The 19,614-nt window shown below is 46.3% G+C and carries 22 protein-coding genes; 16 read left to right on the top strand and 6 right to left on the bottom strand.

Annotated elements, in window-relative coordinates; translation table 11 throughout:
- Positions 1 to 68: 68 nt before the first annotated feature.
- The 12 genes from GA003_16960 (at position 69) to GA003_16905 (ending at position 11,092) form a co-directional block, all read left to right on the top strand.
- Positions 69 to 404 carry a PadR family transcriptional regulator gene (locus GA003_16960; protein QXD27684.1) on the top strand — a complete coding sequence of 112 codons (336 nt, stop codon included), beginning with the start codon at positions 69 to 71 and terminating at the stop codon, positions 402 to 404.
- A gap of 180 nt (positions 405 to 584) precedes the next feature.
- The gene (locus GA003_16955) at positions 585 to 2,108 is read left to right on the top strand and encodes an ABC transporter permease (protein QXD27683.1); all 1,524 of its coding nucleotides are present in this window, start codon (positions 585 to 587) and stop codon (positions 2,106 to 2,108) included.
- A 363-nt stretch (positions 2,109 to 2,471) separates the two neighbouring features.
- A complete protein-coding gene (locus GA003_16950) occupies positions 2,472 to 2,648 on the top strand; it encodes a hypothetical protein (GenBank protein ID QXD27682.1) in 177 nt (58 codons plus the stop codon).
- A 404-nt stretch (positions 2,649 to 3,052) separates the two neighbouring features.
- Entirely contained in the window at positions 3,053 to 4,033 is a 981-nt protein-coding gene (locus GA003_16945) for a MerR family transcriptional regulator (GenBank protein ID QXD27681.1), read from the top strand.
- A 3-nt stretch (positions 4,034 to 4,036) separates the two neighbouring features.
- Complete coding sequence (locus tag GA003_16940; GenBank protein ID QXD27680.1) at positions 4,037 to 5,323, top strand: FAD-dependent oxidoreductase; 1,287 nt, start codon at positions 4,037 to 4,039, stop codon at positions 5,321 to 5,323.
- Positions 5,304 to 6,080 (top strand): DUF1365 domain-containing protein, encoded by a 777-nt coding sequence (locus tag GA003_16935; GenBank protein QXD27679.1) that lies wholly within the window; start codon positions 5,304 to 5,306, stop codon positions 6,078 to 6,080. Before GA003_16940 ends, GA003_16935 begins: the two co-directional genes overlap by 20 nt.
- Positions 6,081 to 6,108: 28 nt before the next feature.
- Positions 6,109 to 7,383 carry a cyclopropane-fatty-acyl-phospholipid synthase family protein gene (locus tag GA003_16930; protein QXD27678.1) on the top strand — a complete coding sequence of 425 codons (1,275 nt, stop codon included), beginning with the start codon at positions 6,109 to 6,111 and terminating at the stop codon, positions 7,381 to 7,383.
- 169 nt (positions 7,384 to 7,552) lie between these two features.
- Positions 7,553 to 8,581 carry a cyclopropane-fatty-acyl-phospholipid synthase family protein gene (locus GA003_16925; GenBank protein ID QXD27677.1) on the top strand — a complete coding sequence of 343 codons (1,029 nt, stop codon included), beginning with the start codon at positions 7,553 to 7,555 and terminating at the stop codon, positions 8,579 to 8,581.
- Positions 8,582 to 8,600: 19 nt separating this feature from the next.
- The gene (locus tag GA003_16920; protein QXD27676.1) at positions 8,601 to 9,338 is read left to right on the top strand and encodes a fatty acid desaturase; all 738 of its coding nucleotides are present in this window, start codon (positions 8,601 to 8,603) and stop codon (positions 9,336 to 9,338) included.
- Positions 9,339 to 9,342: 4 nt separating this feature from the next.
- Complete coding sequence (locus GA003_16915; GenBank protein ID QXD27675.1) at positions 9,343 to 9,894, top strand: chalcone isomerase family protein; 552 nt, start codon at positions 9,343 to 9,345, stop codon at positions 9,892 to 9,894.
- Between the two features lie 137 nt (positions 9,895 to 10,031).
- Positions 10,032 to 10,544, top strand: coding sequence for a lipocalin family protein (locus GA003_16910; protein ID QXD27674.1), 513 nt, complete (start codon positions 10,032 to 10,034; stop codon positions 10,542 to 10,544).
- A gap of 173 nt (positions 10,545 to 10,717) precedes the next feature.
- On the top strand, positions 10,718 to 11,092 hold the full coding sequence (locus GA003_16905; GenBank protein ID QXD27673.1) for a DoxX family protein: 375 nt from the start codon (positions 10,718 to 10,720) through the stop codon (positions 11,090 to 11,092).
- Here GA003_16905 and GA003_16900 read toward each other — a convergent pair.
- Positions 11,081 to 11,416 (bottom strand): DoxX family protein, encoded by a 336-nt coding sequence (locus GA003_16900; protein QXD27672.1) that lies wholly within the window; start codon positions 11,414 to 11,416, stop codon positions 11,081 to 11,083. The genes GA003_16905 and GA003_16900 overlap by 12 nt on opposite strands.
- A gap of 286 nt (positions 11,417 to 11,702) precedes the next feature.
- On the opposite strand from GA003_16900, the gene GA003_16895 reads away from it, so the two are divergent.
- The 4 genes from GA003_16895 (at position 11,703) to GA003_16880 (ending at position 15,505) form a co-directional block, all read left to right on the top strand.
- The gene (locus tag GA003_16895; protein QXD27671.1) at positions 11,703 to 12,179 is read left to right on the top strand and encodes a DNA starvation/stationary phase protection protein; all 477 of its coding nucleotides are present in this window, start codon (positions 11,703 to 11,705) and stop codon (positions 12,177 to 12,179) included.
- Positions 12,180 to 12,558: 379 nt separating this feature from the next.
- Entirely contained in the window at positions 12,559 to 14,121 is a 1,563-nt protein-coding gene (locus tag GA003_16890) for a cryptochrome/photolyase family protein (GenBank protein ID QXD27670.1), read from the top strand.
- A gap of 57 nt (positions 14,122 to 14,178) precedes the next feature.
- On the top strand, positions 14,179 to 15,024 hold the full coding sequence (locus GA003_16885; GenBank protein ID QXD30468.1) for a TIGR01777 family oxidoreductase: 846 nt from the start codon (positions 14,179 to 14,181) through the stop codon (positions 15,022 to 15,024).
- Positions 15,025 to 15,292: 268 nt separating this feature from the next.
- Positions 15,293 to 15,505, top strand: coding sequence for a hypothetical protein (locus tag GA003_16880; protein ID QXD27669.1), 213 nt, complete (start codon positions 15,293 to 15,295; stop codon positions 15,503 to 15,505).
- 36 nt (positions 15,506 to 15,541) lie between these two features.
- Here the strand turns inward: GA003_16880 and GA003_16875 are convergent, their stop codons facing one another.
- From GA003_16875 to GA003_16855, 5 genes are all read right to left on the bottom strand, one after another.
- Complete coding sequence (locus GA003_16875) at positions 15,542 to 16,276, bottom strand: DUF2071 domain-containing protein (protein QXD27668.1); 735 nt, start codon at positions 16,274 to 16,276, stop codon at positions 15,542 to 15,544.
- 30 nt (positions 16,277 to 16,306) lie between these two features.
- The gene (locus GA003_16870) at positions 16,307 to 17,317 is read right to left on the bottom strand and encodes an ADP-ribosylglycohydrolase family protein (protein QXD27667.1); all 1,011 of its coding nucleotides are present in this window, start codon (positions 17,315 to 17,317) and stop codon (positions 16,307 to 16,309) included.
- A 7-nt stretch (positions 17,318 to 17,324) separates the two neighbouring features.
- Complete coding sequence (locus GA003_16865) at positions 17,325 to 17,891, bottom strand: heme-binding protein (protein QXD27666.1); 567 nt, start codon at positions 17,889 to 17,891, stop codon at positions 17,325 to 17,327.
- Positions 17,892 to 17,903: 12 nt separating this feature from the next.
- Complete coding sequence (locus GA003_16860; protein QXD27665.1) at positions 17,904 to 18,914, bottom strand: FAD-dependent oxidoreductase; 1,011 nt, start codon at positions 18,912 to 18,914, stop codon at positions 17,904 to 17,906.
- Positions 18,915 to 19,018: 104 nt separating this feature from the next.
- A complete protein-coding gene (locus GA003_16855) occupies positions 19,019 to 19,339 on the bottom strand; it encodes a hypothetical protein (protein ID QXD27664.1) in 321 nt (106 codons plus the stop codon).
- Positions 19,340 to 19,614: the final 275 nt, after the last annotated feature.

The raw sequence follows: 19,614 nt of genomic DNA, 5'->3' as shown, positions 1-19,614 counted from the left end.
TTATGTAGAGTGGATAACGTATGTAGTTGACTTAGTAAGCTGTCTAAATACATAGATAGCTTACTACTATGCCAAGAGAAGGAAAAAAAGACGTATTGTTGGGGACTTTGGACCTATTGATTTTACGAGTAATTTCGGCCGGCCCGATTCATGGGTACGGCATCGCTCGCCGTATTCAGCAGATTAGCCACGATGTGTTAACCGTGCAGCAAGGGTCGCTTTATCCGGCCCTCCATCGGCTGGAGAAGAAGTCCTTCATTCAATCAGACTGGCAGACGGGTGAGACGAAGAAGCCAATCAAGATGTATGCGCTGACCAAGGATGGTGAGAAGCAGTTGGAGGAAGAGAAGGCTCATTGGATGAATGTATCTATGGCGGTTAACCTGGTTCTCGAAAAAGCCTAACAAGAGGCCTGTGCAGATGAAATACAAAGAATTGTATTTTGAAAACTGTAGGAGCGGCTGTATGCCGCGATTGCATAGAGAGTCACAAAGGGATCGCGGCATTACCGAGGAGCGCAGAGACGACACCTCAACAAGCGGAGCGAAGAATAACAAGCCGCTCCTACAACTAGAAAAGTGTAAATGAGCTTTCGATCATTCAGAGAGATTAAGAACTGGTTCCTGGCCCTGTTTCGTCGGGACACCATGCAGGATGAATTTGATGCTGAGATGGAGCAGCATCTTGAGTTCATGAACGATGAGATGGTAGAAGAGGGGATGTCTCGTGAGGAGGCTCGAAAGGCTGCGCTGAAGAAATTTGGCAACGTCGAGTCCTTGAAGGAAGACTGCCAGGCGAGTTGGGGCGTGCGCATACTTGATGATTTGTTACAGGATATGCGCTATGCCAGCAGGCAAATTGGCAAGCATAAGTTGCATGCCGCGATTATCGTTGTGACGTTGGCCATCTGTATGGGCTCAAACACTACGGCCTACAACTTTGTCGTTAAGCTGGTTTCAACGCCCTACGACTATGTAGACGACGAACGTATCGTTATGGTTGGAAAGTCGGAGACTAAATTGTCTGGTGACAGCGTTGGAAATATTTCGATTCCGCATTGGAAATTTATAGAGGAACACGCGACCTCTTTTTCCGATATAGGATTCTTTGATGATCAGCACCAGTTCGACCTGGATCTAGGTGGCGTAGTGAGGCGGATATCAACCGATGCCATCACTTCCGGTATTTGGAAAGCGACGGGTGCACGTCCAATTGCGGGTCGGTTTTTTACCGATGAAGAGGCAGAAAAAACAGGTGGTCGTGTGATTGTCTTAAATGAGACTCTATGGAATGAGCTGGGGGGCGAGGATGCCAATCTGCTGGGTCAGAGTCTGCTTTTTGATAATCAATCCTATGAAATCATAGGCGTTGTTTCTCGTAGCTTTTTCCTGGGGATTACTCCGGCGGATGGATTTATCCCACGTCTGTTTAAGCCCTATGAAGTAAAGCCCAATCAACGGAACAATCATTCGCACAATGCCATCGGAAAACTGAAGCCGGGTATAACCATCGAGCAGGTGAACCAAAACCTGAGGGCTGTGTTTGAGGCTTTCATGGAGGTTCATCCTGAGGATCGGGATGATCAGGAACGCACGGGTGCGGTCTTTAGCTCTGTGGTCATAAACCGCGCGATCTTACAGGATATGGGGCAGATCGAGATGGCCTTTAAATCCATTCAGTGGGTGGCTTTTGTGGTCTTGGTTATTGGCTGTTTGAATGTCGGGGGTATGATTCTGGTGAAAGGGTACTCGCGTTTGCAGGAGCTTGCGATGCGTAAGGCCATGGGTGCATCGGTGTTGCGTCTCTCTCGTCAGATCTATGTGGAGATTTTCATCTACTTCCTTCTGGGCGGGCTGGGAAGCTTGGCTATTCTGAAGGGTGCATATTGGGTCAGTCTCTACTATTTGCGCTTTGATGAAATCCCGTGGGCCAGCGAGTGGCTGATTGATAGTCGTTCCATGTACATCACCTTGTTCCTTGCCTTAGGAGCTGACCCAGTGGATGCAGATCTCCATCCGGTCCATCCAAGGGCGGTTCCACCTGCTAGAGATAAAAAAATTTGCGACGGTTCACTAACAATGTTTCGTTATACTGACCGGTTTACTTAGTATGGTCGGAATTGCCAATTGCTCACGCCGATATGGAAAGCATAAGAGCCTATTATGGTACGGAATAGATTAGTTAATTTTATAATCTATTTGCCCGACTGGGGTATGGCCCTTGTTTGATATTTCCAGTTATTGCCTAAGATTTAGAAGAAGGCCTTCGCACACGCACCCTGTTTTCCGGGAAAGTTTGAAGGAGCTATTAGCTGAGGGAATGCGGTTTTTGGCCTGTCTATTTGTTGCACTAGTAGCAACCTTTAAGGATCTTAATGAAATCTATAACTGCTTATAATTAAGTAACTTATGGGGTATTAAAATTTTACAAAACGCGTCTTCCGATCATACCAAGCTCAAGAGGAAGCATTTATGATCCATAAACTAAATGATGACGGCAGTAAAAAGACCAATGCGGTTAAGATAAAAATCCGACGCCCTGAGGAAAAAAAGACCACTCCTTTCCCTCAACATCGATTGGAGGATGATGTGGTTATAGATGATATCCTGAATACGCTTCGTGAGGAAGAAAACGCGGCTCACGAATAAACGACTCTAATTCCAGCAGATTTAAGAAAGGCGATAAGCCACCTTCGCCTTTCATACAGGGTTTTACTTGAACTGGAACATTTCCCCCATTTCTGCGCGTAGGCGCATTTTTATGGGAATCGCTTAGGCCTGCTTTTTAGTCAATTCGTACTTAATAGGGTAACCTGGGAATCATTTTGAGTGATTCCGGGTTTCTTCGAGCGGCCTTCGATTTTATAGCTTGGATAGGCTTATATAGAAATTTACCTAGCTTTTGTCATAGTTTTGATATGTCATTGAAGTATTTATTATATAGTTATGGATATATTAGAACAATATATGAACAACAAAATGTAGTATAACGTGCGTTAAATTAGTTCTAAATCACTTCGAATGAGGTATCAATTGGGAGAGATACAAAAATTATGACTTCTAATACATCAAATATAGACAGCGTTTATTACGAAGTAGGTGCTGTTGCCAAGATTTCTGGTATATCACCCCATACCATTCGTACATGGGAAAGGCGTGGATTTATCCAGGCGGCACACCGTTCTACGACTGGTAGGCGCCAATATAATAAACAGCAACTTGAGCGACTGATTCTATTCGCCAAGCTTACATCCGCCGGAGATTCTATCAGCGCCATAGCCACGTTGAGCGTCCAAGAGCTGCGGGTTCGCATGACAGATTTTGATAGTCCCGTGTCTTCAGGTGACACGTTTAATCCGTCAAAGATCCTCCAGGTTAACGTATTTGAGGATACGTCTTATGAACGCCTTAGCCGGATGTCAACTCGTATTAATAGACAGCTAATAGATCTCAATAGCCTAGAAGATATTAGTGACTCGAACCGTCCTGATCTGATTGCTATGGAGGCGCCTCCTTCTATTGAAGGCCTGAATCGAATTGTCGGAATGGTGACAGGAAGATGGCCCGATGTGCCTTTTGTTTTGTTTTATGATTTTCTTTCCCGCGAGCAGCTGCGGAGACTCGGTGACGAAGGATTTTTCCTTATCCGCCTGCCAGTTCCTAATGAGCAGCTCGAGTTATATCTTTTCAAGGCGGCGGGTCAAAAAAGAGTGCCTAAGGATATTGAGATGACAAATCCAGAGCACCAGAAGGACGCTGAGAGACTCTTCACCCAAAATCAATTGATCTCCCTTGCCAACGCCACGCCAAAGCTGAAGTGTGAGTGTCCAAATCACATGGCTGCGCTGGTATCTAGCTTATTAGCGTTCGAGGACTATTGTCATGGCTGTGAGGTAGACACTCCAGCGGATTCGGAAGTGCACAGACATCTCGGTTACGAGGTCTCGATGGCGCGACGGCGCGTAGAGGAAGCGCTCATGTATCTTTGTGAAGCGGAAGGAATGCCATTGCCTCCGAAAGAAAGAGGGCTCTAGCGGATGAAAAAACGGATCGCCATTATTGGATCCGGTATAGCCGGTATGGGGAGTGCTTGGTACTTAAAAGACCAGTACGATCTTACGGTGTATGAGAAAAACACCTACGCTGGTGGTCATACGAACACGGTTTATGTTAATGAGAGCTCCTCTCGAGTCCCGGTTGATACCGGGTTCATGGTCTACAATGAGCATACCTATCCTAATCTGGTAAAGCTATTCAGTGAGCTTGGGGTAGATACGATGGAAACGTCCATGTCCTTTGGCGTTCAGAATTTATCCAGAGGTCTTGAGTATGCATGCACTGGGTTTAAGACCTACTTCGCCCAATCCAGACGGCTCTTTGACCCAGCTCATTGGAGCTTGCTCAAGCAGATCAAAAAGTTCTTCAGTTCTGCTAAAGACTTTCTTAGTATATCTGCGGACATCCGAGTCACTTTGGGCGAGTTTCTTGACTTGTATTCACTCGACGAAGCGTTGGCTGAAGACTATCTGCTGCCGATGACTGCGGCTATCTGGTCAACGCCTCCCGGTAAAATGCTGGATTATCCGGCACTCTCTCTTCTTCGATTTTTAGACAATCACCAGCTTCTGGGAATTGGGATTCAGTTGGAATGGCGAACCGTTGTTGGTGGTAGTAATGAATATAAGAAAAAGATTTTGGATGCGCTTCCCGATTGTGTGCACACTAATAGGTCGGCTGTCAGTGTAGCATCTGCTTCCGACGAGACTGTATTGGTAAGGGATGAGCACGGTGGTGAAGAAGGGTATGATTTTGTGATCATCGCAACGCATGCGGACCAGGCTCTTCAAATGCTGGAAGGTCCTTCGGAGTTGCAGAACCGTTTACTTTCTAACTTTGTTTATAACAAAAACCATGTGGTGCTTCACAGCGATGATACGGTCATGCCGAAAAGCAAATCTGCATGGGCCTCATGGAATTTCAGGACCTCGCCTGAATCCGGTGGTATACGCCATTCATCTACGCATTATTGGATGAATAGTCTGCAGCATGTTTCCGAGAATCAGAATTATTTCGTGAGTGTAGATTATGAAGGGGATTTGGATGCATCTAAGGTGCATTGGGAGGATGACTATACCCATCCGATTTTTAATGTAGCCGCTGTCCGGGCGCAAAATGAGCTTTATAAGTTAAACCTGGAAGAGAATGTGCTCTTTGCGGGTAGTTATTTCGAAAACGGCTTCCACGAGGATGCGCTGACCTCGGCTATTGGTGCTGTTAGGTCTATCAAAATGAGGGATAAGAAACATGAAGTCTTGTCTGTATAATTGTAGAATCAGTCATTCGAGGAAACGGCCGAAGAAGCATAGCTTTCGCTACCGTATATTCATGTTTATGCTGGATCTGGATGAGTTGGATTCTCTCCCTGCTAAGTTCTGGTTGATGAGCCGTAATCGTTTCAACATCTACACCTACCGTGACTCAGATCACTTTAGCCAAGGCCGAACATCACCGCGTGAGAATATGGAGGCTTTTCTCAGTGAAAATGGGGTCAGTGAGCCTGCTGGTCGAATAACCCTGCTTACTCATCTAAGAACCTGGGGGCATGTGTTTAATCCGGTTTCATTTTACTTTGTTGAGGACAAAGACGGTCAGCCGCTTTGTCTGGTTTCTGAAGTGGCAAATACCTTCAAGGAACAGAAGATGTATCTCCTCAAAAGAGATAAGCTCAAAGGTGATCGATACATAGATGCTCAAGACAAGCATTTCTACATCTCTCCATTCAGCGATCTGGATACTCGCTTGCATTTTAACTTAAAGACTCCCGGTGAGGACCTCTCTGTTTCCATTAATGAATCCGATGATCAAGGGATTTATTTCTTTAGCTCCCTGGTGGGTCAAAAAAAAGTGTTAAGTAATCTTAACCTGTTAAAATATACCCTGCTATTTCCGTTTATCACTTTATCTATTGTTTGGGGAATTCATTGGGAGGCATTAAAGCTATTTCTTAAAAAAATCCCCGTTCGAGCCAAGGCAAACGATCCCGAGTTGCAGACGGGCATACGGCCTTATCTGAAACACTAATAACCCAAATACTATTTCTGAGATTCCGATGAATAACTTATACAAAAACCTCATTCTAAAAACATTCACCAAGGCCCAGCTTGGTTGCCTGGAAATGACCTTGCCCAATGGCGAAATTCGCATGTTCGGTTCGCAGTCCGGCGAATCTGATGCCAGTGTGCAAGTGCTAGACGAGACCTTTTTCAAGGATCTTGTTCTGAAGAATGACATAGGCCTGGGTGAGAGCTTCGAACAGAAGAAATGGGAATCTGATAATCTCACCGCGTTCATTCGTTGGTTGCTTGCAAACCAACCGTGCTTCAAGGGCTCTACATCTCCTGTATTCGCAAAGCTAGCTCAGTCGGCGCTTCTGCTTCTAGAGCGCTTCGGGCATTTCCGTAATCGGAATTCTATTGATAACAGTCGTGAGAATATAAGTTTTCACTATGATTTGGGTAACGCTTTCTATGAAAGTTTCCTTGATCCCAGTATGACTTATTCATCGGCATTCTTTGCTCATGAGGGGCAAAAGTTGGAGGATGCTCAGAGTGAGAAATACGATCGCATCTGCAGGAAGATCAATCTGCAAAGCCATCACCATCTACTTGAGATTGGTACCGGCTGGGGAGGCTTTGCAATCCACGCTGCCCGGGAGTATGGATGCAAGATAACCACAACCACTATTTCCAAAGAGCAGTACCAATTTGCAGTTCAAAGAGTTCACGAACAAAAGCTCGAAGATTACATCGATGTTAAATTCCAGGATTACCGTACTCTGACTGGCGTGTATGATCGTATTGTATCGATCGAGATGCTCGAGGCTGTTGGTCATAGTTTCTTGGGTGCCTACTTCGATCAGTGTAACAAGCTTCTGTCGCCTGAAGGTTTAGCGGCCTACCAAGTCATCACCTGCCCGAACTCGAATTATGATGCCTATACCCACAAAGTTGACTGGATAAGGAAGTATATTTTTCCAGGCGGCCATTTGCCTTCTATTGATAGCATCACCGACTCAATTGCTAAAAAGAAGGTGGGATGGGATCTTTACCACATGGAGTCATTCGGTTTGCACTATGCGCGAACTCTGTCCTATTGGAGAGATAAGTTTCAGAGTACCGTAAGTGAATCCACTTTAGAAACCTCGAGTGAATCTTTTGAGAGACGGTGGAAGTTCTATCTATCTTATTGTGAAGCAGGTTTTCTGGAGAGGCATGTAAATGTAGTTCAGCTCGTGTTCGGCAAGCCCGATATTAGCACCTATCAATTTGAACGCGCTTCTCATCAAACTGAATCTCAAGAGTTAACCGTCCAAGCAGCGTCCTAATGGAAATGATTTCAATAGTGGCGATCGACTGGTTGGGTCTTTACTGGAATTCCTCCTATCGAAAAATAATCGCTCATTTCACGTGGTGATAGCTATCGCCCTTATCTCAAGGAAGCCAGCTCTCTGATTTCTTGGTTTTCATAGACATCTATCAAGCACACTTATTAATATGATCAATCCAATCGCATGGGCCGAAAATGGCCGCTTACCTTATTGGCTAATTCGCTTCGGTATTCGCAAGCGTCTGGCAAAAAAACTTAATTACGAATCCTCTGTCGCCAAAGAGGCGCAGGATTCGATCGTCGATGTTTTATCCGAAAAACCTATAGCAGAGGACACCGACAAAGCTAACGAGCAGCACTACGAACTTCCTCCAGAGTTTTTTAAAACGGTACTCGGAAGCCATCTTAAATATAGCAGTTCCATCTGGTCGCCTAAATGTGAATCACTCGATCAGTCCGAAAAAGATGCCTTGGAGCTTTTGTCGCAAAGGGCGCAATTAGCCGATGGTCAGAAGGTTTTGGATCTGGGGTGCGGCTGGGGATCATTTTCTCTTTGGGCCGCTCAGCGCTTTCCCGGATCTCAATTTGTCTGTGTGTCCAATTCAAAGCCACAGGGGGATTTTATAAGAGGTCAAATCGAGGAGAAGGGCATTCGCAATCTGGAAGTTCGCACCGCTGACATGAACAGCTTTAACCCGGGGGGAACCTTCGATCGAATTGTATCGGTCGAGATGTTCGAGCACATGCGTAACTACGAGCACCTGCTGGAACGAATTTCCTCTTGGTTGCACGAGGATGGCCTGATGTTTGTTCACATATTCACGCACAAAGATTTTGCTTATACTTACAATGCCGAGGATGAATCCGAATGGATGGCTCAATACTTCTTCACCGGAGGTGTCATGCCTTCGCACAATTTGTTGGCCCAATTCGACAAGCATCTACGGGTAGCCGGTTCCTGGAGATTAAGTGGTGAGCATTACCAAAAAACGCTCGATGCCTGGCTCGAGAAATTTGACGAAAACGAAGAGAGTATTCGCGAGATTTTCAATGAATGCTATGGAAAGAAAGATACGAAAACTTGGATGTGGCGTTGGCGCCTCTTCTTCCTGGCTTGCTCAGAATTATTTGGTTACAAGAGGGGTAGTGAGTGGGGTGTTTCTCATTACGTATTCAGGAAACAACTTCAGTCCTGATCAATAGCACAATTTTCCTATGTTCGTTATTCTGACATTCTTTTTTGTGCATTGGTATCTCAGCGCATTTTCTCAGAGCTTTTTTCTTCACAGATATATGGCTCATGGAATGTTTAAAATGAGCTTATTCTGGGAGCGCTTCTTTTACTTGCTGACCTTTGTCGCTCAAGGGTCCTCTTTTCTGCATCCCAAGTCGTATGCACAACTTCATCTAGCTCATCATATGCATAGTGACACGGAGGAGGATCCTCATTCGCCGCTCTTCTTTAGAGATGTATTTTCTATGATGTGGCAGACAAAAATCATCTACATGGAATACCAGCGTGGGATTCGCAAGGCGCCTGATTCGTTTGTCGCAAATATGCCTGTCTGGGGGTTTGTTGATCGATTGGGTAACAGTATTCTGATTCGTCTTCTTTTTGTAGCGGCCTACACGGCGGTTTACGTTGCCTTTGCTCCATCTGCCTGGTTCTACCTTCTGCTGCCCATTCAGATAGTGATCGGTCCTTTCCATGGAGCATTTATAAATTGGTGTGGTCACAAGTATGGCTACGTCACGCACGATACCGGGGATAACTCAAAAAACACCTTCCCTTGGGATCTTCTGTTTATGGGAGAAACCTTTCAGAATAATCATCACCAATATCCAAACCGAGCGAACTTTGCCACTCGCTGGTTTGAATGCGATATGCTCTATCCTTTAATCTGGTTGCTCGATAAGTTGAGTGTGATCCAGCTCAAACCCAAGGCCTTTTAAATTTATGAAACAAAGCCTCTCTTTTCTCGTTTTCGGACTCATTATTTTAATGAGTGCTCCCTTGTCCGCTGAGCCAGCGTTTCCGGAGACCTTCACTGCCAACGACACGAATTATGTACAGGCAAATTCCAGCTCAATTAAGTTGTTGGGGTTCTTTAAACTGCTCTCTGCAAGTCTATATCTGGGAGAAGGGCATGGCCTCGAAGACTATCCTGGAGCAATCCCATTGGCGTTGCGTTTGAGATACGATCGGAATTTCAAGAAAGAGAAGCTGATAGGTAGTGCGGATGAGATTCTGAATGATCTTTATACGGCTGAGCAGCTTGCTGAAATCGAACAGTCTCTGGGTTTGATCAACTCCGTTTACCTCGATGTGGGCAAAGGGGATGAGTACACACTTATCTATAAGCCTTCCCTTGGAACGACGCTTTTATACAATGGCGAAGAAAAGGTGACCATACCTGGTGAGCGTTTCGCTGAGATCTATTTTTCAATCTGGTTGGGCGATCACCCAAACACGAAAAAGTTGAGTCGGGCTCTGTTGAAGCAATCATAATGTCTCTTCGAAAGACCGTCGCTGGGTAGGTCCTATGGATGGGCCCCTCTGGCCCGCGGTTCCTGTTCACTCTTAAGGCAAAGAATTTACCAACATTTTTTATGAACACTTATAAAGCATTTTTAATCGTACTTTTTATGAGTATCGCGCAAATATTTACTGGCTGTAAAACCTATGAAAATCTGCCTGAAATGGCAGCGCATGTGGATATCGACCGTTTTATGGGGACCTGGTATGTTCACGGTTACACGCCCACTGCACTGGACCGAAATGCCCATAATGCAACGGAGAGTTATGAGCTCGATGACAAAGGTCGGATTCTTACCACTTATCAGTTTCGCAAAGGAAGCTTTGATGGCTCATTGAAAACGTACAATCCTGTAGGTAAAGTGGTGAATACGGAAACCAATGCCGAGTGGAGAATGCGGTTTTTCACCGTGATTTCGGCGCCTTATTTGATACTGTATGTGGATCCCGACTACACGGGTACTCTGGTCGGTCATCCGAACCTGAAGATGGCTTGGCTCATGTCTCGTTCTCCGGATATTACGGAAACACGGTACGCAGAACTCGTTCAGGAACTTGAAAATAGAAACTTCGATCTAACAGACTTTGTGCGGGTGCCTCAGCAGTGGCCGGTGCCTGAATAAGCTTCACTTATAGGTATATAGAGATATAGGCATATAGGGGTATAGGAATTGTCGGGTCACAACGCCTTTGGTGGCTGGGCAAAGATATAGATGCTTTCGGGGCACTTTCACTCTGGCCATTGTCGAAGAGATCGCTAACAATAAAAATTTAAACCGATGTTACTTTAATTACCATGGAGATTTTACAGACCATTTGTCAGCTTATCGTCGGACTAGGTATATTAAATGTTTGGCTTCTTCGCTTTAAGAAAAAGACCCCTTACCGAGGCGGTGAGGCCTCGGATATCAAAGAAGAGTTTTCCGTCTATGGCTTGCCTGATTCGTCTGTCTGGGTGGTAGGCGCAATTAAGATCAGCGCCGCACTTGCTTTGTTAATAGGCATAGCCTTACCTTTATTAGTGCTTCCAGCGGCGATCGTTTTGGCTATTTTAATGCTCGGGGCGATAATCATGCATGTGAAGGTGAAAGATCCAGCCATGAAATCCCTTCCCGCCGCAGGCGTTCTTGTTCTCACTCTGTTACTGATCTACATCCAATTAAGTGCGTAGGTATGATATGACGAGACTAGCGTTAAGTGCCAGGTAGAAAAATGCGGGTGAAGTCCGAAGGACGCTGTCTCCTATCTTGATCCGTATGCCAACAGCACACAGCATATGAAGAGCGAGTCCGCCCGCCGCGAGTGCTCCGATTAACGGGATAATAAATCCAATAAGCAGACCAGTTACTCCCAACAGCTGAAGCAGGCCTATGGCAATTCGATATTTGGCGAAACCGTACCGATTGAATTCCAATAACATATGGCTACTAAAAAGGCATCCTATCGCGTAAACGAGAAAGGACAGCGCACTAAACAGGCTGAGTATGTAATACATGAGCAGCTCGGTGTTCGAGCAAAGTCATTCACATCGTATCGCTTTTAAACGAATTGCAAGCGATGAACGCTGTTTCGCGTGAATAAATTGGTGCAAGAGTGTTCAAGGCTTATTTGATTTCTGTTTTGGGTTCATTGAAGCATAGCGCTGATTAGGATCTTTGCTCCTTTAATCCTCTTGTTTCCCGTGAATCATACTGTCTTGAAAAGTGAGCGAAGATCTTTTGAAGAACTTATACTGTCTGTAATGAATTGCACCCGAAGTAATTTCGGTAATGATCGCGCTCATGAGTAACACAGTAGAAAATCAATTGAACGCTGAGCCTTCCACCGTTGTGAGCGCCTTACGCCAGGTGGTTGCCGACAGCTATGCTGTTTTAGCGCAAACTCACATATGTCATTGGAATGTCCGCGGACCTTCTTTCTTTTCATTGCACGGCGCATTCGAGATGCAGTACACCGAGTTGTTTACGGCTATAGATGAAATCGCTGAACGCATCCGGGCCTTAGGGGCACTGGCTCCCGGTGGCCTAAGAAATTTGGCAAATATTGCGGGAATGGAAGAAATCGAAGAGAACGCCTCGGCAAACGCGATGGTCCAGCACCTTGCGTCCGCGAACCAAGCCTTGGTTAATCACCTCATTGAAGCCCGGGATCTTGCAGGTGAATCCGGAGATAATCAGACGGAGGACCTCATGATTGTCCGTATTCAAGTGCATCAAAAGACTATTTGGATGTTAAATAGTTTTCTGGAATCGGCTTAGCCCGAAGAAATTTAATGCCTATAATTCTGCTTAAAACGAATTGCCCGTTAAATTAATTCGAAGCTGCTCGATTTAGCGTAATAAAATCATACTGAATAGTTCGTCTTCAGGAGAGCCGGAAATTGAGCCAAGACACCGGCAGACATGTCGCTTGGAACCGCACTGTTACGGATTAATGGGTACAAAGGAAATTCTACCGCTGATAGCCGGACAATAGTAATAAGAATAGAAGAATTGTTTTTTCGTAAACTGTGATCTGTAAACCAAACAACGCTTTAAAATTGCTAACCATTGTATGCTCATTCCCCCATTTTCATTCCACTATAACAAATTTATTAAGTGCAGGATTATCTTCTGCTCTTTGGATTAATCTAAGCAAATGCAGAATATAAGAAACTTGCTGGTTGTTTTAGGAGATCAGCTCAATGCGGATGCCTCTGTTTTTGAGGGTTTTGACAAGTCCCAAGATGTTGTATGGATGGCAGAAGCAGCTCATGAGTCTGAGCATGTGTGGACGCACAAACAGCGTATAGTGATTTTCCTCTCTGCTATGCGGCACTTTCGGAATTCTTTAGAGGTGGATGGCTATCGAGTTCAGTACAGGCAACTTGCCGATGATAAAAGCTCGGACGAAATTTCGCAACTTCTGCGTGGTGACTTGCAGGCTCTGAAGCCCGAGCGGGTAATGGTTACCATGCCAGGCGAATGGCGAATATTGCAAGACCTGAAGAAGTCCTGTGGGGAGGAAGATATCCAACTCGAGGTAGTTAGTGATGCCCATTTTTTTACCACCATCGACGATTTTCGCGAACATGTTGAGGGTCGCAAAACGCTGCGAATGGAATACTTCTATCGTGAACAGCGAAAACGGTTTGATATTCTGATGGATGAAGGCAAACCGGTAGGAGGTGATTGGAATTACGATCGTGAAAACCGCGAGAGATTTGGTCGGGATGGTCCGCCTGACGCAAACCCAGGCCCAGGTTTCAAGCCGGATGAGATTACCCGTGAGGTTATGGACTTGGTCAACAATCGGTTTGCAGATCATCCGGGCTCATTAGAATCGTTTGCTTGGCCAGTAACCGCAAATGAGGCAGGCCATGCGCTACGGGATTTCATAAAGAACCGTTTACCATACTTTGGCAAATTCCAGGACGCCATGTGGACCGACGAACCATGGCTCTATCATTCGTTGATCAGCTCTTGTCTGAATCTTAAATTACTCAATCCCCGGGAAGTAGTTGCCTCGGCCGAACAGGCATACCGAGACGGTAAAGCACCGCTTGCCGCCGTTGAGGGATTTGTAAGGCAAATTCTTGGATGGCGTGAATTTGTGAGAGGCATCTATTGGACGCGCATGCCGGAATACTTGGACTACAACGAGATGGGCGCAGAGGAGTCCTTGCCTGAATTCTTCTGGACCGGGAAGACGGACTTGGAATGTCTAAAGCAAGTGATTGGGCAGACGTTGGAATATGGATACGCGCATCACATTCAACGCCTCATGGTCACGGGATTGTACTCTCTTTTACTCGGGGTAAATCCTAAGAAAGTTCATGAATGGTACCTTGCGGTTTACGTCGATGCCGTTGAATGGGTCGAATTGCCAAACACGCTTGGCATGTCGCAATATGCCGATGGCGGGTTAATGGCTTCCAAGCCCTATATTGCAACCGGTAACTATATTCGGAAGATGAGCAACTACTGTTCGAAATGTCCGCGGAACCCTAAGGAGCGGACAGGCGAGACGGCCTGTCCATTTACCACGCTGTATTGGGACTACCTGATTCGCCATAAGGAGACTCTTAAAAACAATCAACGCATGAGTCTTCAACTCCGGAATCTTGACCGACTAAATTCCGGTGAACGCAGCGCCATTGCTCGAGCAGCTAACCTTATCAGAAAAAACCCAGTCGTTTGTTATTCAAGTAAAGAAACGTAATGTTAATCAGGTAATTATCAAAATGAAAACTGTTCTTGTAACCGGAGCCAGCGGCTTATTGGATCCGCCCTCTGTAAACGGCTTGAGGCTAAGGGCTATGAAGTGCGAACGCTATCCCGATCAGGTGGTGACGCGACATGGGATATCGAGGCAGGCACTATTAGCGATGAGGCTATGGACAAAGTGGATGGGGTCATTCACCTGGCTGGAGAGCCTATAGCCCAGCGGTGGTCTGAGGAAACCAAACAGCGCATTATCGACAGTCGAGAAAAGAGTGTTCGTATTCTGGTTGAAGGAATTTTTAAGCAACCCAAGCCACCGATTTACATCAGTGCATCGGGGATTAATTTCTACGGTTTTAATCGAAAAGAACCTGTCGATGAACACAGCGAGTCTGGCGAAGGGTTCCTCGCTGAAGTTTGCAAAAAGTGGGAGGGCGCGGCGCAACCCTTGACCGCAGCAGGCGTTCGCGCGGTGTTTATTCGAACGGGAATCGTTCTGAGTGCCCGAGGTGGAGCTTTGGCGAAGATGTTGACTCCATTCAAGCTGGGTGTGGGTGGAAGGCTGGGTTCCGGCACTCAGTGGATGAGTTGGATTAGTCTTCCCGATCTGGTGGATCTGTATTGTTTTGCTTTAGAAAAGAATGAGCTAAGCGGTCCCGTGAACGCGGTCTCTCCCAACCCGGTATCCAACGCATCATTTACTAAGGAACTTGGTAAAGTATTAAACTGTCCAGCAATATTTCCGCTCCCCGTCGCGGTTATAAAAGCACTGTTCGGTAAGATGGGACAAGAGACGGTTCTGGCAGACTTGACCGTTTTGCCGACACGTGCCGAGGAACCAGGTTTTACATGGACAACGCCGGAGTTGAAGATGGCTCTCTCGCACTGTCTTCGGGATTAAAAAGAGTCATTGAGCTAGCCCTTTAAAGCGATTCTTCCAAGCGTATGGTAGCGGGGCTTCAGAGGCGCTTCAAATAAGATAACTGCGGAAGAGCTGCCGGCGAACTGATCGGTGCGCAACGAATTACGACTCTTTCCTTTGTCGCGGATACTGCGGCAAGCCAACACATCCCCTTAGCTCTGTATCAAACAAAGATCATCTGGTCCTTGGTTCTTCGGTCTGGGAGCTGGCCAAGCAGTTCTCATTGGGGATCTCCGGATTGCAGTAGGTGAAACTGAGAATACGCTTTGGAAGGGTAGTTCCTCGTAACGGGATCCGCTCTCGGTCTTCTTTCGGATTCGGGCGAATCATATTAGAGATGATCTACGATTGGATTCATGGTGTGCAGGTGGGGAATGTGGATTTCGATAGCTATATTCGACCCATTCTTTCCAGTCATTTTTGTCGCTATCATGGAATGTATGTAGCGGCTGGAAAGTAGCTTAATAAATATTAGCTTGGTGCAGATGTGGGTTTTTTATTTAGACAAAGCTGTCGGAGGATAGGCTATGACATCAATGCTCCTTGAAAAGAGGACTGAAGGATGCTGGTCGCCAATCTCAAAATCATTGAGCAAGGTGTTCTTTTGAAAAGAGATCTCCGCCTTTTCAAGTGGCCATTGGGGATGGTGCACTTCCGTGCGATACAGTTGCCCGCGCTTGCTCTGACAATAAAGGCAGTAGCGTTCCGTAGCCCATATTTCGAAAGAATCATTATCCCAGTGGCAGGTTTGGGTTGGTTTGTAAGTAGCCTCAAAGGCAGAATGCTTCATCTGATGAGAGTAGTGAACCGATTGATCCCTTAGAATTACCTCTACTTGCGCTCGGCGATAAGGTAGATGGAAAAAGGTCCGAGCAGTCCAGGCCACAAATTGCTTTGGGACATCGAGACTGAAAAACCAAACCCCCTTTTTCCCTTTGTATTCGACATAGGTCCTGACATTGATCTCTGGGAATTCGCTGAGTGGTGCAATGGCGGGAAGGCCCCGGAAAGTAACACCTTTCATGTCAAATGGGACAATTCCTATCCAAGCTTTTCCGTCGTATAAATCCAAGGTAAGTTCGGATGGAATCTCGGCCCGCAGTTGATCTGGATCGATTTCCCAATGTATGAAGGCCAGGTTCAGCCATTGTTGAGAGAGCAACCAATTTCCATTGGGTAGTGGCCACGGTCTATGATCCGTTTGTACGAAGGCTGGATGCTTGTGGAGCATAATCAGGTGAAGTCACAAATGTGAAAGAGCTTAAGGCGAAGTTGCTCTGGGTTTTTCTGCCTCCGTGATACGCTCTATTGATTTTAGAGAGCTTATCCAATTAGCGGGAATGTCATTGATTGCGCCGAGAATAGAACCAACAACAGCACCTCGGTGACAATTATCTCCTCCGCAAAGGGAATTGGCCAGGATGCCAGGCTCGAAGCCATCGCTATATTTGTAGGCAAGAAAAAGGGATGCAGTAAAGGAGTCTGGCAAGTAGCACGCAGGAGTCAGCTTTCGGCCTACTATGGTTCGGTCTTCAAAATCCGACCAGGCTTTGAATTGCTTGGGAGACTGCCAGGATCTGGCCCTGCTTTCCAAAGTCGATTCCAGATTCTGCCCTCCTGCCAGATCTATTAGTATTCGAGTCAACGCTTCGGCGGCCCTTAAGGCATGGGTGTTTCTATGGGTCAAATTCACGTGTTTTAATACGATTTGTAACCAACTATCGGGATCACGTTCCTCAACTTGGCTTAGGCCGGCCAGGAGTGAAGGAACGGTGGCCAATGCCCCAATGTGGAGATCATCGATTCCGCATTTTTCGGGAGCCATGCCTGAAGCCAAGCGGTCGAAAAATGCACGATGATATTCCTCTGCATAAGTATCCTTATGCCATCCTGGCGTTCGCATAAGTTCAATGTAAGTTTGCTGCCATTGTTCCGCATCATAACCGCCATTTTGCAAGATACTGGCATAGAGTTCGACCGCCAAGCGGTAGTTCAAGGTGTTTTCGCCTGCCTCCAGGAATTGATGGTAGTGAACACCCCGTTTGCCCCAGAAGCGTGCTTGGTCGTGCAGGATATCCGCTTCCGGGTTGCGTGGATGGTATGAAGACCGCCAGAGAATACTGTCGGGATGAGGATTCTTGGGCGCCATATATACGGTCAGCTCCGGATAGTCCCGGTCAAGAGATTGAACGTCATAATACCAGTGAACGGGCATGGCTGTTGCGTCAGCCACCAAAGAGCCGAGGAAGGCTTGGTGCAGAATTTCTTTCATGGGTATGCTAACTGCGGTTTTGGAGATTTGAAGGACTCTTTTTGAATTTAATCTCAACCTGGACTTCATATGTTTTTAGAAACCATGGTTTGAAGGGGCCATCCCAATACACTGCAAATGGGTCACCTACAGTTTCAATATCCGATTGGCTATCAACCCACTTCAGTAGAGCACTCATGGTTTTCTCGAAATTTTCTGGGCTATAGGAGCCACGGGCTCCGTGAGCGGCTACTCGGCGTTTTGCTACATCAATCACTCGAACACTAGCAGCGTCCTTCGACGCTTTTTCCTCCTGAGTCTTGGATACCCAAAAATACATGGTGCCAGGATCCATTCGCGCTTCAACGGGGGTCGTCATTGCAATATCGTTTTTCTGAATGTACCGAAACAGCGGGCCAAAGAGATTATTGGAGCTGTCGAAATAGGAACCATTGCCGCGCGACTCAAGCAGCCGTCCAGCTGGAAGTTCTTTGAATTCGATGACGCCTGGCTTTGTTGGTTCGAAAGCTTGCTCGTAGGCCATAAGGAATGGAGATTGGAGGATGAGTGCCAGTGGAATTAGAAATTTAAGCATGATTGCTTCGAGTTAAATGGGTCTTGCTTGTTGTGATTTTTGAAAATTGGACCTAAGTTCTAACAGGGTGCCCGCAGCCGCCCATCCCGAAAGTACAGCCCCTTCCACTCGAGCGCTGGCAAAAGCATCGCCGGCCATGAGTAATGGCGGATGTTGGCTTATTACTTCGCAGAGGTTCACGTTAGTTGTTGTCGGTTTGCTGTATCGCCATCCGTGTATTTGATATTTAACTACCGATGATCCGAGCCATTCCTTAGCGCTGTGGATAAGATCTCTTGCGATCTCATCTCTGTCACGTTCCCAGTTCGTCTCGCTGTACTCACCTGTGGCATGGATGGTGACCGCGGGTATTTCGGAAATACCCTTGATTTGATTATCTGCTATCCAGGCGATGGGCCCCTTCTTGAGTTTGAAATATCCAGGTTTGGGAATACACGAAGGTTGCTCAAGGAGGACCATGACCGCAAAGCACTTCTCGTATTGAATCTTCTCTAGTCGCTGTCTGGTTTCTTCTGGTATTGAAATTTTTCCTGCATCTAAGATCGCTAGCGACTGGGTAACAGGGGGAGTTATTAATAGCGCGTTGGCTTGGATGTGCTCACCCTCTTTGAGGCTGATCGACCACTCGTCGCCCTCTTGTTTAATACTCCCTACTGGGCTGCTTAGGCGGATGTCTAAATTTTGGCCAAGCTCTTTGGCTATGGCCGACATGGTCGGGCTCCCTCGGAATCGTGGGACGACATCAGCACCTAACTTTCTTTGGCGCCACTCCTTGATGATCCCTCTGTTTTGCCAGTCCAATGTAAGTCTCTTGAAGCGACCGTCACGAGCAGTTATGAATTGAGCGCCATGGTCAAAGACGGCCCCATCGAAGCGCCGATTGCCGAGACGGCCTCCAACACCGCGAGCTTTATCCAGCAAGACTACTTCTTTCCCTGATTGGGTCAGTGCATTTGCTGCTGCCAGCCCGGTCATTCCAGCGCCAATGACTAGAAATTCGATTTGGGATGTCTTGTGTTTCATGGGTGCGAGTTTGGGGGTGGAGGCCTAGGTCCTAAATTCCGTGGATAAAAAATTGTGCAGGATGTAAAAGTTATCCTGCATTTTATAAGTTAAGTTGAATGCGTTTAACCTTCGGCAAAATCGGTGTTTACCAATGCAGTCTGAATACTGGGTATTGATACGGTCCTGGTCGTATTGCCGGGAGTTGCGATGGTAATCACATCAAGATTTGATTGAAAGTTCAGGGACTTCTGGAATGTCCAGTCCGTGCTTATAACTGCCAGTTCACTCTCCTTTTTTTCGGAATCTGAAGCATAGACATAGAACGTCGGTAGCTGCATAATTCCATCTGATTCTGCAGTTCCCGTGTCAGCCGTTAATGAGGCGCTGGATAGTGCCGCGAATAGCAGCCCTGCGATTAGGCGTGTGGTTACTTTTGTTTTCATCTTTCTGTTTTCTTGAAGGATTATGGATGAATGTTGTTGTTTTTATGATTCTCCTTAAGCCTTGAAGGTCAGGTGTTTTATTTATACTCCAACCTAGCTGATAAATGATTCATATAAACATCATCTGGGTATTCATTGGCTAAAAAATGATACAAAACTAGTACAATTAAGATATTTGTAGGTATTGGTGGGTTAAAGTTATACAAAACATAGTCAATTATGATTCCGATGGAATTCTCGCCGCCCTGGCAGTGGTAAGCGGTGATGCAAGCGCT

This window comes from Opitutia bacterium ISCC 52, from assembly GCA_014529675.2.
Lineage (GTDB): Bacteria > Verrucomicrobiota > Verrucomicrobiia > Opitutales > UBA2995 > UBA2995.
This window is presented reverse-complemented; position numbering and strand designations above follow the sequence as displayed.